We start from the raw sequence: 17,173 nt of genomic DNA, 5'->3' as shown, positions 1-17,173 counted from the left end.
CGTGCAAATGCAATCCAGTCTGACCGAATGTGAAGTCGCCCAACTGCGCGCCTCGGCGTCCAAAGCCTGCGCGCTGCTCAAGGCTCTGGCCAATGAGGATCGCCTGTTGATTCTCTGCCAACTGACGCAAGGCGAACGCAACGTCGGCGAGCTGGAAACCATGACCGGTGTACGCCAGCCGACGCTGTCGCAGCAACTCGGCATCCTCCGCGACGAAGGGCTGGTCGCGACCCGTCGCGAAGGCAAATACATTTTCTACGGCCTGGCCAGTCACGAAGTGATCCAAGTGATGAAAACTCTGTCGGGGCTGTATTGCGGAGCGGTACTCAAGAGCTGGGAACAGCCATAAATGCCAGCCCTCACACTTACTTACCCTGTGGGAGCTGGCTTGCCAGCGATGAGGACTTATCAGCCAATATTTATGTGACTGACACACCGCTTTCGCTGGCAAGCCAGCTCCCACAGGTTCTTTGGTTTGACCCGAACAAATCCTTGCGTGCAGCAAAAGGAACAAGCAATGAACGATCAACACTGGGGCCCATCCATCAGTGCGGACATCGTGGTCATCGGCGGGGGACGGCCGGCATCGCTTTTGTCGCCAGCCTGCTCAAGCGTGACCCGCATCTCAACATCACCGTAATCGAACCGAGTTCAGAGCATTACTATCAACCGGCGTGGACGCTGGTCGGCGGTGGCGCGTTTGACGTGAAAGACACGGTCAGACCGATGAGCAAAGTCATGCCGCGTCAGGCAACGTGGATTCAGGCCAGCGTCAGCGCCATCGATCCGGATCACCACCAACTCACCCTCGACGACCAGCGCACCGTAAGCTATCAGAACCTGATCGTCTGCCCCGGCCTGCGCCTGGCCTGGGAGAAAATCGAAGGCTTGCAGGAAAGCCTCGGCCAGCACGGCGTCACCTCCAACTACAGCTATCAACACGCCCAGTACACTTGGGATCAAGTGCAGAAACTGCGCGACGGCCGGGCGCTGTTCACCCAGCCAGCGATGCCGATCAAATGCGCCGGCGCGCCGCAGAAGGCCCTGTATCTGTCTTGCGATTACTGGCGCAAATCCGCCGTGCTGAAAGATATCAATGTCGAATTCAATCTCGCTGGCGCTGCGCTGTTCGGCGTGCCGACCTTTGTGCCGCCGTTGATGAAGTACATCGAACAGTACGACGCGCAACTGGCGTTCAACTCGAATCTGGTCAAGGTCGACGGCCCGACGAAAACCGCGTGGTTCGAAGTCAAGGACGCCGACGGCAACGTCAACCGCGTGGCGAAAACTTTCGATCTGCTCCACGTCGTGCCGCCACAAGTCGCGCCGGATTTCATCGCCCAGAGTGCGCTGGCCGATGCCGGCGGTTGGTGCGAGGTCGATCCGCACAGCTTGCAGCATCCGCGCTATCCAGACGTGTTTGCATTGGGCGATATCTGCGGCACCAGCAACGCGAAAACCGCCGCAGCGGTGCGCAAGCAGGTGGTGGTCGTTGCGCAGAACCTGCTGGCCGCGCGCAAACAACAGCCGCTGCCGCTCAAGTACGACGGCTACGGCTCGTGCCCGCTGACGGTGGAGAAGGGCAAGGTGATCCTCGCCGAGTTCGGCTATGGCGGCAAACTGCTGCCGACTTTCCCGCTGGACCCGACCGTGGCCCGCCGTTCGGCGTGGTGGCTGAAGGCGACGCTGCTGCCGTGGTTCTACTGGCACGGCATGCTCAAGGGCCGCGAGTGGCTGACGCGTCTGTCCAGGGTCGACTGAGAAAACCCCTATGTTGCTGGCAAGTCTGTTTGGCGTGGTGATGGGGTTGGTCCTCGGCCTGACCGGCGCGGGCGGCGGGATTCTCGCGGTGCCGGCGCTGGTGCTCGGGCTCGGCTGGACAATGACGCAAGCGGCGCCTGTGGCGTTGTTTGCGGTCGGCAGCGCGGCTGCGGTCGGGGCGATCGACGGTTTGCGCCATGGCCTAGTGCGTTACCGCGCGGCGCTGTTGATCGCGGCTCTGGGCGCGGTGTTTTCGCCGCTGGGGATCTACTTCGCACATCAGTTGCCGGAAAAGATTCTGATGATGCTGTTCAGCCTGCTGATGGTTCTGGTCGCGTGGCGAATGTTCAGAAAGGACCGTCAGCAAGCGGGGCCGAGCGATCACGGCCACGCCAGTTGGGGCCAGAAAAACTGCATGCTCAACGAGCAGACCGGGCGCTTCGACTGGACCGCCAAATGCACCGCCACCCTGGCTGCATTGGGTGCGATCACCGGTGTGGTCTCGGGATTGCTTGGCGTCGGCGGCGGCTTTCTGATCGTGCCGGCGTTCAAGCAACTGACCGATGTGCAGATGCGCGGCATCGTTGCGACGTCGTTGATGGTGATCAGTCTGATTTCCGCGATCGGGGTGATCGGCTCGTTTCATGCGGGGGTGCGTATCGACAGCCAGGGCGCGGCGTTCATCGTTGCCAGCATTGTCGGCATGCTCATCGGTCGCAGGCTGTGCGCGCAGGTGCCGGCGCGGACGTTGCAGGTGGGGTTTGCCAGTGTCTGTCTGGTGGTCGCGGGGTACATGTTGTTGCGGGCGTGAAGAGCAAAAGATCGCAGCCTCCTTGCCCGAGGCTGCGATCTTCTCAGCGGGTTACAACACCAGGTGCGGCAGCCACAGCGAAATCGCCGGCACGTAGGTCACCAGCAGCAGCACCAGGAACAGCACGCCATAGAACGGCAGCAGCGCTTTTACGGTGCTTTCGATACTGACCTTGCCCACCGCCGAGCCGACGAAGAGCACCGCGCCCACCGGCGGTGTTATCAATCCGATCCCCAGGTTGACCAGCATGATCATGCCGAACTGCACCGGATCGACACCGATGCCCATGATCACTGGCATCAGGATCGGCGTGAGGATCAGAATCAGCGGCGCCATGTCCATCACCGTGCCAAGCAACAGCAGCATGACGTTGATGCACATCAGGATCACGTAGCGGTTGTCCGACAGGGTCAGGAACAGCGTGGTGATCTTCGCCGGGATCTGCATCAGCGTCATGATGTAGCCGAAGCTGGCGGCAAAACCGATCAGGATCATCACGATCGAAATCGTCCGCACCGTACGGTGCATCAGTTTTGGCAGTTCGCTCCACTTGTAGTCGCGGTAGATGAACATGGTCACGAAGAATGACCACAGCACCGCGATGGCCGCCGATTCAGTGGCGGTGAAGATTCCCGAGAGGATGCCGCCGAGGATGATCACCATCGCCATCATGCCCCAGAGGGCCTCGCCGACGATTTTCAGCGCCTGGCGCATCGGGATGACTTCGCCCTTCGGGTAGTTGCGCTTTTTCGCGAAGATCAGACACAGCACCATCAGGCAGGCGCTCATCAGCAGGCCCGGAACGATGCCGGCCATGAACAGCGAGGCGATCGAAACGGTACCACCGGCGGCCAGCGAGTAGAGCACCGAGTTATGGCTTGGCGGGGTCAGCAGGGCCTGCACCGAACCGCTGACGGTGACGGCGGTGGAGAAGTCCCGTGGATAGCCCTTGCGTTCCATTTCCGGGATCAGTACCGAACCCACCGACGCGGTGTCGGCCACTGACGAACCGGAGATCGCACCGAAGAAGGTCGATGCCACGATGTTGACCAGTGACAGGCCACCGCGCACGAAACCCACCAGCACGCCGGCACACGCCACCAATCGCCTGGACATGCCGCCCTCGGCCATGATCGCACCGGCGAGGACGAAGAACGGAATCGCCAGCAGCGAGAATTTGTTCACCCCGGAAGCGACCTGAATCATCACCGCCTGGAAGGGTATGTCGATCCACCAAGCGCCGATCAGCGCGGCGGCGCCCAACGCATACGCGACCGGCATGCCGATCAGGATCAATACGATAAAACTGCCCAGCAGAATCAGAGCGTCCATTAAGCGGCACCTTCACTTTCTTCAACCAGGTCGAACTGCACGACCCGACGTTTGCTCTGGTCACCGAGCAAGAGTTTTTCCACGACAAAAATCAATGTCAGCAAACCGCCCACGGGGATCGGCAGATAGGTCACGCCAACCCGCAGATCGGGCAGGGCGGCCATGAACTGGTTCCAGGTGGACATGCACAGCTTGGTGCCCCAGATGGTCATGAAGATGCAGATGGCCGCCATCAGCAGTTGCGAAAAAATCGCCGCTGCGGCTTTCATTTGCGCCGGCATGCGGTCGGTGAGCATGGCCACGGCCATGTGCGCACCGGCACGGTAACTGGCGGCGGCGCCGATGAAGGTGAAGACCATCATCAGCAGGATCGCCGTCGGCTCTGGCCAGCTCGAGCCGGTGCCGAGCACATAGCGGGCGAAGACGCCCCAGGGAATCATCAGGGAAATCGCCAGGACGGAAAGGCCGGCGACCCAGATGCACGTCATGTAGATCTTGTCGTTGATACGCAGCAGCAGATTCTTCATCGGGTTCCACCGTAACCGGGCGCGCCTGAGTCATCAGGCGCGCCGGGCCTTGTTCATGAGTACGGAGCGGGGGCGTTACTGAACGGCTTCGATTTTTTTGATCAGGTCGGCGTACTTCGCACCGTACTTTTCCCGTACCGGAGCGGTGGCGTCGTAGAAGGGTTTCTTGTCAACGGTGATGAACTCGACCCCAGCGGCCTTGAGTTTTTCTTCACTGGCGGCGGACTTCTTGTCCCACAACACGCGTTCTTCGGCCTGGGCAGCCTTGGCGGCTTTCTTCACCAGTTCCTGTTGATCCGGGGTCAGTTTTTCCCAGGTGATTTTCGACATCACGATCGGCTCTGGCAGGATCAGGTGACCGGTCAGGCTGTAGAACTTGGCATTCTGGAAGTGGTTGTGTTCGAGCAGGGTCGGCGGGTTGTTTTCCGCGCCGTCGATCACACCGGTCTGCAGGGCGCTGAAGATTTCCCCGGTGTCCATGGCGATACCGTTGGCACCCATGGCGTTCATCATGTCGATGAACATCGGGTTGCCTTGTACGCGGATCTTCATGCCCTTGAGGTCTTCGAGCTTGCGCACCGGTTTCTTGGTGTAGATGTTGCGCGTGCCGCCGTCCATCCACGCCAGGGCCACCAGGCCGAATTCGGAGTTGGTGATCTTGTCGAGAATCTCGTCGCCCACCGGGCCATCGATGACGTTACGCATATGTTGCTGGTCGCGGAAGATGAACGGCATGTTGAACACGTTCACATCCGGCACCACAGGGCCGACGATGCCCAGGCTGACCCGCGACAGTTGTACCGCGCCGACCTGCATCTGCTCGATGACTTCCTTTTCGGAACCCAGCACACCGCCGGGGAAGTACTGAAAGGTCAGTTCGCCGTTGGTTTCCTTGGTCAGGGTATCGCCCATGGATTTTTCAGCTACCACGGTTGGGTAACCTGCGGGGTGAATGTCGGCAAATTTGAGTTTCATTTCCGCCTGAGCGGCACCGGCGAAGGTGAACATCAGTGGAAGTGCAGCGGCGAGCAAGGTGCGTTTGAAGTTCATGGGGGTGAGTCTCCAGTCTTGTTATTTTTGTGTTCAAGGCGCAGCGGTGCAGCAGAGGGTCTAAAGCGAATCGGTGAATTGCGGTTCGGCGAGGCCTTTGACGCCGGGCTTAAGGGCGAACACGCCGCCGGCCAGGGATTGCGGGTCGTGGTCATCGCCGGGGCGAATCGAAGCGACAAACAGGGTGTCCAGATTGCTGCCGCCGAAGGCACACATGGTCGGTTTCTTCACCGGCACTTCCAGCGAGAAATCCAGCCGCCCATCCGGGGCAAAGCGGTGAATCAGGCCGGCGTCGTTTCCGCAGATCCAATAGCAGCCTTCGGCATCCACGGCGGCGCCGTCAGGGCGGCCGGGAAGTGATTCATGTCGACGAAGATTCGCCGGTTCGATGGTGTGCCGGTCTCGGTGTCGTAATCGAAGGCCCAGATCAGCTGCACGTTGGGGTGCGAGTCCGACAGGTACATGGTTTTGCCGTCAGGGCTGAAGGCGAGGCCGTTGGGCACGATGAAGCCATTCAGTTGCGCTTCGATCACGCCAGTCTGCCCGGCGCTGTAGCGATAGAGTCGGCCCTCAGGGGCGTTCAGGCCCATGTTCAAGACCATGCTCCCTGCCCAGAAACGCCCTTGGCGATCGCAGCGACCGTCGTTGAGGCGCATGTCGGGGCGGCTGTGCTCGACGGTGGCGAGCAATTCGCTGTCGAGGCTGCCGTCGCTGTGCGGGTGCAGGCGAAAGAAACCGCTTTCCATGCCGGCGACCCAGCCGCCACTGCGGTGGCGGGTGATGCAGGCGAGCATTTCCGGGGCCTTCCAAGAGGCGACATGCCCGGTGTCGGCGCTCCAGCATTGCAGCCCGCCGTTGGGAATATCGACCCAGTACAGGGCGTTTTCCTGCGGCACCCAGACCGGGCTTTCACCGACCGCGTTGCGGGCGTCGACGATCAATTCGGCTTGCATACTCATTCCCGTGGTTTTTATTGGAGGGGGATCAAGTCGAGCGATCAATCGCCAAACGGGCCTGCTGCGACAAACGCGCCGCCCTGGTAGATCCGCGCCGGATCATCGTCGGCCGGCATCGGCTGCGCTTCGACCTTGTCGCGGAACACTTCCGAGCTGTCCCTGGCTTCGAAGCCGAGGTGGCTGGCGTAGCGGTTGTCCCACCAGACGTCCTTGTTGGCGGACATGCCGTAGACCACGGTGTGGCCGACGTTCGGTGTGTACAGCGAGCGTTCGAGCAGTTGCGTGAGATCGTCGAAGCTCAGCCAGGTGTGCATCATCCGGCGGTTCTGCGGCTCGGGGAACGAGGAACCGATGCGGATGCTGACGGTTTCGATGCCGTAGCGATCGAAGTAAAAACTGGCCATGTCTTCGCCGTAGGACTTGGAGAGGCCGTAGTAACCGTCAGGACGGCGCGGGGAGGTGGCGTCGAGTTTTTCGTCCTGCTTGTAGAAGCCGATCACGTGGTTCGAACTGGCGAAGATCACCCGCTTCACGCCGTGCTTGCGCGCCGCTTCGTAAATGTGAAAGACACCGCAGATGTTCGCACCGAGAATTTCCTCGAACGGCCGCTCGACCGAAACGCCGCCGAAATGCAGGATCGCATCGACGCCTTCGACCAGTTGATGCACGGCTTGTTTATCGGCGAGGTCGCAGAGCACGACTTCTTCGTGTTCATCGACGGCCGGGGCGAGGGCGGCGATGTCGGACAGGCGCAGCGCCTTGGCGTAAGGGCGCAGGCGTTCGCGCAGCACTTTGCCCAGGCCTCCGGCGGCACCGGTCAGCAGCAGGCGATTGAAAGGCACGCGGGGGTAGAAGTAGACGTCATGGCAATCCCTGGACACATTGTTATTAGGTTTGTTGTAGGTTGTCGTATGACTGCGCTGAAGTATCGGTAGGGTTCCCGGATCTTGTCAACGCGACTTTTGGTGTAGATGACGGAAGGGGCGATTCATTTTCTCAACACCCTATACCTGACTTGCAATGCAATCCCCTTGTGGAAGCGAGCCTGCTCGCGAATGCGGTGTGCCAGTCAGAACAAATCGACTGGTCCGGCGCTTTCGCGAGCAGGCTCGCTCCCACAGGGCAAACCGCCAACCGTTACAACAACGAAATCGGATAGCTGATGAATATCCGGTTTTCGTCGAACTCATTGGTGCTGAAGTCCCGGCGAATGGTCGCGTTGCGCCATTTTACGTTGAGGTTTTTCAGCGGGCCGCTCTGCACGGTGTAGGCCAGTTCCGATTCGCGGCCCCATTCCTTGCCGTCATTGGTGGTGGCGGTGTGTACGTTATCGCCGCTGATGTAGCGGTTCATCAGGGTCAGGCCAGGCACGCCCAGCGCAACGAAGTTGTAGTCGTGACGCACCTGCCAGGAGCGCTCTTTGGCGTTGTCATAACTGGCGTTATAACTGTCGTTGGCCAGGGTGCCGCCGCTGGTGCCGTTGACGCGCATCCAGGCATCGTCGCCGGTGAGTTTCTGCAGGCCGACGTAGAAAGTGTTGCCGCCATACTTGGCCGAGAGCAGGGCGAACGCGGTCTTGTTGTCGAGATCGCCGGCCTGGGCGCTGCCGTCTTCCTTGCCGGTGAAGAAACCGAGGTTGGCGCCCAGCGTCCAGTCGCCCATCGGCTGGCTGTGGCTGAGGTTGAAATACTGCTGCTGATAGATGTCAGTGAGCTCGGCGTACCACACGCCGACCATGGTGCGTTTTTCGTTGAAGGTGTATTCGCCGCCGCCGAAGTTGAAGCGATCGGAGGTGAATGCACCGCGGCCGTTCATCGACATGTCTTCCATGCTCGCGTCGTTGCGCGGGCTGTTGCCACGGAACTGGCCGCCGTAGACAGTCAGGCCGTTGATCTCGGTGGAGGTGATCTGGCCGCCGCGAAAGGTCTGCGGCAGGGAACGGCCGTCATCGGAGCGCAGGATCGGCAGCACCGGCATCCATTCGCCGACCTTCAATTCGGTCTTCGAAACTTTGGCTTTCAGCGCCACGCCGAGGCGGCCGAAGTTGTCGGCGGGGCGGCCGTCATCATGGATCGGCAGCAACTGCGTGCCACCGGTACCTTTGCCGCCATCGAGCTTCTGCGAGTACAGGCCAAGGATGTCGAGACCGAAGCCGACGGTGCCTTGGGTGAAGCCGGATTTGGCGTCGAGGATGAAGTTCTGCGTCCACTCTTCAGCCTTGCCTTGCGGGTTGGCCGGGTTGACGAAGTTGCGGTTGAAGTAGGCGTTGCGCAGGTTCAGCGTGGCTTTGCTGTCTTCCAGGAAGCCTTCGGCATCGGCGCTCATCGGCAACGCCAGGGCGAGGCTACTGCAGCCGATCAGGCTCAGGGTCGAACGCGGTTTGAAATGGGCAACACGTGAAGGGCGGACGGAATTGCGGGCGAGTGGGCTCACTGTGACGCTCCCTGAATCGTTTGTTGTTTTTATTATTTGTCATACGTCGTCGTACAACATCGAAGCGGATATTTCCCAGATTTACGGGGATTGTCAACTGGAAGTTATGCGATCACTTGGGGTTGGCAGGAACGACACCCTGTAGAAGCCTGTCGTAATTTCGAATCAGGCATAGAACCCTGTGGGAGCTGGCTTGCCAGCGAAAGCGATGTGTCAGCTGCCGCAAAGGCTGGAGTTGCCGGCCTCATCGCTGGCAAGCCAGCTCCCACAGGGTTTTGTTCCGCCTACGGAAAAGTGTGTTGCCCGTCAAATTGCGGCAAACTTCCTTCACCCCCAGCACCAGGCCGATCCATGGATAAATACGCCCCGCGCGACTGGCAACCCCACGAGAAACCCAGCCTGCCCGGATCCCCCTCGACTCCATTGCACTCCACGCCCAAGCGCTTGGCATACGCGGCGGTCGGTGTGCTGGTCGCGGTGACCGGTGGGCTGGGGAATTCACTGGTGGTTGCCAACCTGCCTTATCTGCAAGGTTCGCTCGGCGCGACCACGGCGGAGATGGCCTGGCTGCCGGCGGCGTATGTGATGACCAACGTGTCGATGAACCTGCTGCTGGTCAAGTTTCGCCAGCAGTTTGGCTTGCGCGCGTTCACCGAGGTGTTTCTGGTGCTGTATGCGCTGGTGACCTTCGGCCATTTGTTCGTCAACGATCTGAATTCGGCGGTGGCGGTGCGTGCTGCCCACGGCATGGTCGGTGCAGCGCTGAGCTCGCTGGGCCTGTATTACATGGTCCAGGCGTTTCCGGCGAAGTGGCGGCTGAAGGCGCTGGTGCTCGGCCTCGGCACTTCACAACTGGCATTACCGCTGGCGCGGCTGTTTTCCGAAGACCTGTTGCAGATTGCCGAATGGCGCGGCCTCTATCTATTCGAATTGGGCATGGCGCTGCTGTCACTTGGCTGTGTATTGCTGCTCAAACTGCCACCCGGCGACCGCTTCAAAACCTTTGAAAAACTCGACTTCCTGACCTTCGCCATCCTCGCCACCGGTGTGGCGTTGTTGTGCGCGGTGCTGTCGCTCGGGCGCATCGACTGGTGGCTGGAAGCAGACTGGATCGGTGTGGCTCTCGCATGCTCGATTGCGCTGATCATCATGGGCCTGGCCATCGAGCACAACCGCAGCAACCCGATGCTGATGACCCGCTGGCTCGGCAGCGGAACGATGATCCGCCTGGCGCTGGCGGTAACCCTGATTCGCATGGTCACTTCGGAGCAATCCACCGGCGCGGTCGGGTTCATGCAGAACCTCAACATGGGCTATGAGCAGTTGCACAGTCTGTATGTGGTGATGCTGATCGGCAGCATCGCCGGCCTTGCCACCAGCGCGTTGACCATCGACCCCAAACACCTGCTGATGCCGTTGATCATCTCGCTGGCACTGATGGCCACCGGTTCGGTGATGGACAGCTTCTCGAACAACCTGACCCGCCCCGAAAACATGTATTTCAGCCAGTTCCTGCTGGCGTTCGGCAGCACGTTTTTCTCGGCCCGACCATGGTCTTCGGTACGCGCAACGTGCTGACCAATCCGCGCAACCTGGTGAGTTTTTCCGTGCTGTTCGGGATCTGCAACAACCTCGGCGGATTGCTCGGCGCGGCGTTGCTCGGCACTTTTCAGATCGTGCGGGAGAAGTACCATTCCAGCCACATCGTCGATCATCTGGTGATGTCCGATCCGTTGGTCGCGGCGCGAGTGCAGAGCGGCGGCTCGGCGTTCGGCGGTTTGCTCGCCGACCCGAGCCTGCGCAATCTGGCCGGCATTCGCAGCCTCGCCAATGCGGCGACACGCGAAGCGAACGTGCTGGCCTATAACGATGTCTTCATGCTGATCGCGGTCATTGCCGTCCTGACCATGATCTGGCTTTCGATTCGCGCGTTGTGGCTGATGAGCACCACCAAAGCCATTGAGCCGACACCTTCCGTACCACCCAGCGGTGCCACTTCTTCATGACCGAACCGACCACCACAACCACCAACGCCATCGCCGCCACGCCTGAAGGGAGGCGCCGCCGTCATCACCCAACACTGCGCCGCGTTCGCTGCGGGTGCGGATCATTTCTTCACTGGGCTTTGCCGCAATCGCCATCGTCGGCGTACTGATCGTGCTGTATGCGTGGCAACTGCCGCCATTCAGCAGTGCGGTCGAAACCACCGAAAACGCCTTGATCCGCGGGCAGGTGACGATCATCGGCCCGCAGCTCAGCGGCTATGTGTTCGAAGTGCCGGTGCAGGACTTCCAGTACGTCAAGGCTGGGGACCTGCTGGTGCGTCTGGACGACCGCATTTATCAGCAACGCCTCGACCAGTCGCTGGCACAACTGGCGGTGCAGAAAGCCGGATTGGCCAATGTCGTGCAGCAGCGCAACAGCGCCGAGGCGACGATCAAATTGCGTCAGGCAGTGCTCGCCGACAGCCAGGCGCAGTTGCGCAAGAGCGAGGCTGATCTGCGGCGCAATCAGGAACTGGTGCGTGACGGCTCGGTGTCCAAACGTGAATTCGACGTGACCCTCGCCGCCAACGCGCAGAGCACCGCGGCGGTAGCGCAGGCCAAGGCCAATCTGGAAATCGCCCGCCAGGATCTGCAAACGGTGATCGTCAATCGCGGCTCGCTGGAAGCCGCCGTGGCCAGTGCCGAAGCGGCGGTGCAACTGGCGCGGATCGATCTGTCGAACACGCGGATTGTTGCACCGCGAGATGGCCAGCTCGGGCAGATCGGCGTGCGCCTCGGCGCCTATGTCAACTCCGGCGCGCAGTTGATGGCATTGGTGCCGGATCAGAAATGGGTGATCGCCAACATGAAGGAAACCCAGATGGCCAATGTGCGTGTCGGGCAACCGGTGCGCTTCACCGTCGACGCTTTGAGCCACCGCAGATTCACCGGCCATGTGCAGCATATTTCGCCGGGGACCGGGTCGGAATTCGCCTTGCTGCAGGCCGACAACGCCACCGGCAACTTCGTCAAGATTGCTCAGCGGGTGCCGGTACGGATCACGATTGATCCGGACCAGCAGGAAGAAGAGCGGCTCAGGCCGGGGATGTCGGTGGTTGTCAGTATTGATACTGCAGCGGGTGATACTCAGCATCACTGATTAGCCGCGACGTCTGCTTGCGAAACCCGTGTATCAGTGACAAATACGCCAACCGACTCACCGCTTCGCGAGCAGGCTCGCTCCCGCAAGGGGCAGTGGTTTTCCGGGTGTCGCACGATCCTGAGCCGCTGCGGTCGTACTTTTCACCTAGCCGCATCACAGTGTGGAGATCCAATGAGCCAGGAAGTCCTGACTACCGAAACCAACCGTCGCCAGTTGCAGCAGATCATCGCCGGGCTGTCGGACGGGGTGATTCTGCTGGAACTCGACAAAAGCATTCTCTGGGCCAACGAAGCGGCGCTGACCATGCACGGTGTCAGCACCATCGGTGATCTGGGCACCAACGCTGACGAGTATGCCAAGCGCTTTACGCTGCGCTATCGCAATAATCATGTCTTGCCACCCGAGAACTACCCGATCAGCCGCGTGGCGCGTTGTGAGGCGTTCAGTGATGTGCTGATCGAAGTCTCCTCCGTGGACGACCCCGAGCATATCTGGGTGCACAGCGTGCGCAGCATGGTGCTGACCGACCGCGTCGGCCAGCCCGAGTCGCTGGTGCTGATCATGAGCGACGTCACCGATTGGGCCAACGCCGAGTTGCGCTTCGAAAAAACCTTCAATGCCAACCCTGCGCCGGCAGTGATCTGTCGTCTGAGCGATTTGCGTTACATCAAGGTCAATCCGGGATTTCTGGAAATGACCGGCTACACCCGCGATCAAGTGATCGGCACCTCGGCTTACGAAATCGATATCTTCGAGCAGGCCGATCAGCGCGATCTGGCCGTTCAGCGCTTGCGTGATGTCGCGACCATCCCGCAGATGCAGGCGGAATTGCGCCTTCCGGATGGGGGCAGCAAGCAGGTGATCGTCGCCGGTCAGCCGCTGCTGCTCAATGACGAGAATTGCATGCTGTTCTCTTTCGTCGACATGGAGCCCCGGCGCCGCGTGGAAGTTGCCTTGCGTCAGAGCGAGGAGCGCTTTGCAAAGGCGTTTCGTCTGACACCGGTACCGATTCTGATCTGCACCGCTGACAAGCAGGAGGTCATCGACGTTAATCAGGCATTCCTCGATACCCTGGCCTATGACAGCGATGACGTACTCGGGAAAACCGTGACGCAATTGAGCTTCATCCACGATGACGGCGCGCGCACGCGGCTGTTGTCGGCGCTGGCGAAGAACGGTCGGGTGGATCGCGTCGACGTGCCGGTTCGCAAGAAGGATGAGGAGTTGCTGGAGTGTGCAGTTTCCGCTGACACCGTAAATATTCACGATGTTTCCTGTTATCTGCTGGTGCTGATGGACATGACCGAGCGCAAGCGCACTGAGCTTGAGTTGGTGGCGGCGATTGAAGAGGTGATGAAGGATGCGTCGTGGTTCAGCCGAACGTTGATCGAAAAGCTGGCCAACGTGAAGAAAATCAACTCGCCGCAACTGCCCAGCGCTTCGTTCACTGATCTGACGGCGCGTGAGCGGGATGTACTGGGTTTGATCTGTGAAGGTCTGGCGGACAAGGAGATTGCCGCGCGGTTGAAATTGGCGCCGAACACCGTGCGCAATCATGTCGCGACTGTGTATTCGAAAATTGATGTGCACAGCCGCAGCGAGGCGATTGTCTGGGCTCGGGAGCGAGGCTTGTTTTCGGGAGAGTGGGGCACCAAGGGCCAGCGTTGAAGGGGTGCAAATGCACTAGTTACAAGGGTGCAAATTCATGTATTGGCGAGGGCGTTGTGTTCTTAGGCTGGTGGGGTGCGGTGTGGGCCATTTCGGCCTGCGATCGTGCCCTTTTGAAACAGCCATAGGAACAACCTCAATGATGAATCTTGCGCAGTTGCGCGCTCGGCTCGAGCACAGTTTTGCGCCGCTGGCTTGTGAGTGTTCGGTGGATGGTGATCATTCGCTGACGGTCAAGTTGTATCACCGGGATTCGGGGCAGGTGGATCTGGTGATCAGCGGGCTGGATCTGGCTTCGCTGCGTACGCCTGGGGCGGTTGAGGCGTTGGTGGATGAGTTGCGGTATGAGCTTGAGAGCAACTCTTTGCGCTCGTCTCGGGATCCGGATTTGGCTTAACGCGCTTTGGTCTTGGCGGCCTTTGGGCCGGCCATGCTCTGGGGGTTGGGTGTATATCCGTTTCTGCGGGTGTTGCGGCTGGCGGTTTCGCCCTTACGGCGAGTCACCTTTTCCAGACGCCGAAAAGGTAACCGAAAAGGCTTGCTCCTGCGTTCGGCCCTCGCAGGCTCGGGTTCCTTCGCTCCGGGACTGATCCGGGCGCAGCGGCTACGGTTTGCTTCGCTGCACCTCCTTCCGCTGTGTACGACTGCGTCGTACGGTCGCTGCGCTCCCACGCCCGGATCAATCCCTCCACTCAGCCTTCCGACGTCGCCTGTGAATCAAGATCAAAAGCGGTACTCGAGCTAACGCTCATTGTTTTGAGTGGTGAAGAGCGGATGAGCTTTGCTTTTGCTTTTCTGTGGGAGCGAGCTTGCTCGCGAAGGCGGCCTGACAGCCGACCTGGTTGTTACTGAACTCACTCGATCAAAACTGTAGGAGTGAGCCTGCTCGCGATGAGGCCCTCGCCGGCAACGATGATCTCAATCCAGCCCACTGCCGGAAAATCCGCGCAAAACCGACAGCCAATCCCAGCCAATCTCCCCAATCCACTGGCGCTAACAAGGCGCTCAGCTATAAATAACGAGTGGTCAGGTCTTCCGCGGCCGGTTGGGTTGCGGGAGTTTGTCTCTCTTTACCGCGGGTCGCCCTATGAATAATCCTGGGAAACGCGTATTGCCGTTGGCTTTTCTTGCAGTGTTGTTGGCCGGTTGTGCCAGTCCTCCACCGCCTGCGCCTGTCGCGCCGCCACCACCGCCGGAACGTCGGTGTGAGGTGCTGGAGAATACTGAGGTTGCCGGGGATATGTATGTGGATGGGCAGGTGACGCGCCACATCACCACTACCCGTTGCATAACCCAATAACGCTGCTGATGTTCCGGTGCTGGAATCCCGCACTGACCCTGTGGGAGCGAGCCTGCTCGCGAAGGCGTGGTATCAGTCAAAATATAGCTGACTGACCCAACGCTTTCGCGAGCAGGCTCGCTCCCACAAGGGTCAGGTATCCGTCCTGAAAATCAGGACAGGAACCCGCCATCCACATTCAGCGCCACACCAGTGGTGTAGCTCGACGCATCGCTGGCCAGGTACAACACTGCTCCAGCCATTTCGCTTGGGTCGGCTACGCGTTTGAGCGGGATCTGCGTGAGCGCCTGTTTCAGAATCGCGTCGTTTTTCACCAGGGCCGAGGCGAACTTGGTGTCTGTCAGGCCGGGGAGCAGGGCGTTGCAGCGGATGCCGAATTGCGCGCATTCCTTGGCGAAGACCTTGGTCATGTTGATGACCGCCGCTTTGGTCACCGAATAAATGCCTTGGAAAATCCCCGGCGAGATGCCGTTGATCGAGGCGACGTTGATGATGCTGCCGCCACCGTTTTCGCGCATCAGCTTGCCGGCTTCGACCGACATGAAGAAGTAGCCGCGAATGTTCACGTCGACGGTCTTCTGGAACGCACCGAGATCGGTGTCGAGCACGTTGCAGAATTGCGGGTTGGTAGCGGCGTTGTTGACCAGAATGTCGAGGCGGCCGAACTGTTCCTTGATCCCGGCAAACACTTGGCTGATCTGCTCCATCTCACCGATGTGACAGGCCACGGCCGTGGCCTTGCCGCCGGCTGCGGTGATAGCGTCGGCGACGTGCTGGCAGCCTTCGATCTTGCGGCTTGAGACGATCACGTGGGCGCCTTGCTGGGCCAGCAGTTTGGCGATGGCTTCGCCGATGCCACGGCTGGCGCCGGAGACGAAAGCGATTTTGCCGTCGAGGTCGAACAACTGAGTCTTGGACATGGGGTTCCCTTGTTGAAGGTCTTGTTATTGGCCCGGATCAGAGGCTGGATTTCTGGATGACCTGCAGGCTCATCTGCTCGAGCAGTTTGTTCATGTGAATGAACTGCGCGAAGCGTTTGTCCTGCGTCTGGCCATGGTAGAAGCGGTAGTAGATCTGCTGCACGATGCCGGCCAGGCGGAACAGGCCGTAGGTGTAGTAGAAGTCGAAATTGTCGATGCGGATGCCCGAGCGCTCGGCGTAGTAGTCGACGAATTCGCGGCGGGTGAGCATGCCCGGCGCGTGGCTTGGCTGGCGGCGCATCAGTTGCACCGGTGCCGGGTCGCCGGCTTCGATCCAATAGGCGAGGGTGTTGCCCAGATCCATCAGCGGATCGCCGAGGGTGGTCAGTTCCCAGTCGAGCACGCCGATGATCTGCATCGGGTTGGCCGGGTCGAGGATAACGTTGTCGAAGCGATAGTCGTTGTGGACGATGCTTGAGGTCGGGTGGTCGGCCGGCATCTTGTCGTTGAGCCAGGCTTTCACCGCTTCCCAGTGCGGCGCGTCCGGGGTCAGGGCTTTTTCGTAACGCTCGCTCCAGCCTTTGATCTGCCGCGCGACGTAGCCTTCAGGCTTGCCCAGATCGCCAAGTCCGCAGGCGTTGTAATCAACGCGGTGCAGTTCAACGAAACGGTCAATGAAGCTTTTGCACAGTGCTTCGGTTTTCGCCGAATCGAGACCCAGCTCCGGTGGCAGCTCGGCGCGCAGGATGATGCCCTTGACCCGTTCCATCACATAGAACTCGGCGCCGATCACCGTTTCATCGGTGCAGTGCACGTAGGCCTTTGGGCAATACGGGAAGCCGTCGCGCAGTTGGTTGAGGATGCGGAATTCACGGCCCATGTCGTGCGCGGATTTGGCCTTGTGGCCGAACGGAGGACGGCGCAGGACAAATTCTTGTTCCGGGTATTCCAGCAAATAGGTCAGGTTCGACGCACCGCCGGGGAACTGGCTGATCTGCGGGCTGCCGGTCAGGCCGGGGATGTGCGCCTTGAGGTACGGATCGATCAGGCTGGCATCGAGTTCTTCGCCCGCGCGGATCCGGGTGGACTGGTCAGTAAGCGCCATGCTTATCCCTTCTGCTTATTTTGGAGGCCAGACATCATTGGCTAATCTAATGGCGCGCTCGAATGCTCACAAGCGCGGGTCGGTCTTATAGGTTAGCGTGTTGCTGGATGATCAACTTTGAGAATGGGGGCGATGAACGCTGCAGACCGAGGATCCCGAGCGC

11 protein-coding genes and 4 pseudogenes are annotated in these 17,173 nt (G+C 60.2%); 7 read left to right on the top strand and 8 right to left on the bottom strand.

Going from position 1 to position 17,173, the window contains the following annotated elements:
- Positions 1-7 precede the first annotated feature (7 nt).
- The 3 genes and pseudogenes from LJU32_20750 (at position 8) to LJU32_20740 (ending at position 2,572) form a co-directional block, all read left to right on the top strand.
- Positions 8-349, top strand: a complete 342-nt coding sequence (locus LJU32_20750) for a metalloregulator ArsR/SmtB family transcription factor (protein WKV87982.1) — start codon at positions 8-10, stop codon at positions 347-349.
- A 168-nt stretch (positions 350-517) separates the two neighbouring features.
- Positions 518-1,761: pseudogene (locus LJU32_20745) on the top strand (NAD(P)/FAD-dependent oxidoreductase).
- Positions 1,762-1,771: 10 nt separating this feature from the next.
- Positions 1,772-2,572, top strand: a complete 801-nt coding sequence (locus LJU32_20740; GenBank protein ID WKV87981.1) for a sulfite exporter TauE/SafE family protein — start codon at positions 1,772-1,774, stop codon at positions 2,570-2,572.
- Between the two features lie 51 nt (positions 2,573-2,623).
- On the opposite strand, the gene LJU32_20735 is transcribed toward LJU32_20740, so the two are convergent.
- The 6 genes and pseudogenes from LJU32_20735 to LJU32_20710 all read right to left on the bottom strand — a co-directional run bounded on the left by LJU32_20735 (position 2,624) and on the right by LJU32_20710 (position 8,870).
- Positions 2,624-3,904: a TRAP transporter large permease gene (locus tag LJU32_20735; GenBank protein ID WKV87980.1), complete on the bottom strand. Its 1,281-nt coding sequence runs from the start codon at positions 3,902-3,904 to the stop codon at positions 2,624-2,626.
- Positions 3,904-4,431 (bottom strand): TRAP transporter small permease, encoded by a 528-nt coding sequence (locus LJU32_20730; GenBank protein WKV87979.1) that lies wholly within the window; start codon positions 4,429-4,431, stop codon positions 3,904-3,906. Before LJU32_20730 ends, LJU32_20735 begins: the two co-directional genes overlap by 1 nt.
- Positions 4,432-4,506: 75 nt before the next feature.
- Complete coding sequence (locus LJU32_20725) at positions 4,507-5,481, bottom strand: TRAP transporter substrate-binding protein (GenBank protein ID WKV87978.1); 975 nt, start codon at positions 5,479-5,481, stop codon at positions 4,507-4,509.
- A gap of 60 nt (positions 5,482-5,541) precedes the next feature.
- Positions 5,542-6,434 (bottom strand): annotated as a pseudogene (locus LJU32_20720) (SMP-30/gluconolactonase/LRE family protein).
- 44 nt (positions 6,435-6,478) lie between these two features.
- Positions 6,479-7,279: an NAD(P)-dependent oxidoreductase gene (locus LJU32_20715; protein ID WKV87977.1), complete on the bottom strand. Its 801-nt coding sequence runs from the start codon at positions 7,277-7,279 to the stop codon at positions 6,479-6,481.
- A gap of 295 nt (positions 7,280-7,574) precedes the next feature.
- A complete protein-coding gene (locus LJU32_20710) occupies positions 7,575-8,870 on the bottom strand; it encodes an OprD family porin (GenBank protein ID WKV87976.1) in 1,296 nt (431 codons plus the stop codon).
- A 351-nt stretch (positions 8,871-9,221) separates the two neighbouring features.
- On the opposite strand from LJU32_20710, the pseudogene LJU32_20705 reads away from it, so the two are divergent.
- The 4 genes and pseudogenes from LJU32_20705 (at position 9,222) to LJU32_20690 (ending at position 14,082) form a co-directional block, all read left to right on the top strand.
- A pseudogene (locus LJU32_20705) lies at positions 9,222-10,876 on the top strand (MFS transporter).
- Positions 10,873-12,014: pseudogene (locus LJU32_20700) on the top strand (HlyD family secretion protein). Before LJU32_20705 ends, LJU32_20700 begins: the two co-directional pseudogenes overlap by 4 nt.
- Before the next feature lie 174 nt (positions 12,015-12,188).
- Entirely contained in the window at positions 12,189-13,685 is a 1,497-nt protein-coding gene (locus LJU32_20695; protein WKV87975.1) for a helix-turn-helix transcriptional regulator, read from the top strand.
- Positions 13,686-13,824: 139 nt separating this feature from the next.
- Positions 13,825-14,082: a DUF1652 domain-containing protein gene (locus LJU32_20690; protein ID WKV87974.1), complete on the top strand. Its 258-nt coding sequence runs from the start codon at positions 13,825-13,827 to the stop codon at positions 14,080-14,082.
- Between the two features lie 1,055 nt (positions 14,083-15,137).
- Here the strand turns inward: LJU32_20690 and LJU32_20685 are convergent.
- Positions 15,138-15,905: an SDR family oxidoreductase gene (locus LJU32_20685; protein WKV87973.1), complete on the bottom strand. Its 768-nt coding sequence runs from the start codon at positions 15,903-15,905 to the stop codon at positions 15,138-15,140.
- A gap of 37 nt (positions 15,906-15,942) precedes the next feature.
- The gene (locus LJU32_20680; protein ID WKV87972.1) at positions 15,943-17,010 is read right to left on the bottom strand and encodes a phosphotransferase family protein; all 1,068 of its coding nucleotides are present in this window, start codon (positions 17,008-17,010) and stop codon (positions 15,943-15,945) included.
- Between the last annotated feature and the right edge of the window lie 163 nt (positions 17,011-17,173).

It is taken from the genome of Pseudomonas sp. B21_DOA, assembly GCA_030544685.1.
GTDB lineage: Bacteria > Pseudomonadota > Gammaproteobacteria > Pseudomonadales > Pseudomonadaceae > Aquipseudomonas > Aquipseudomonas fluorescens_AO.
Note: the sequence above shows the minus strand (reverse complement) of the source record. Positions and strands in the feature narration are given on the sequence as shown.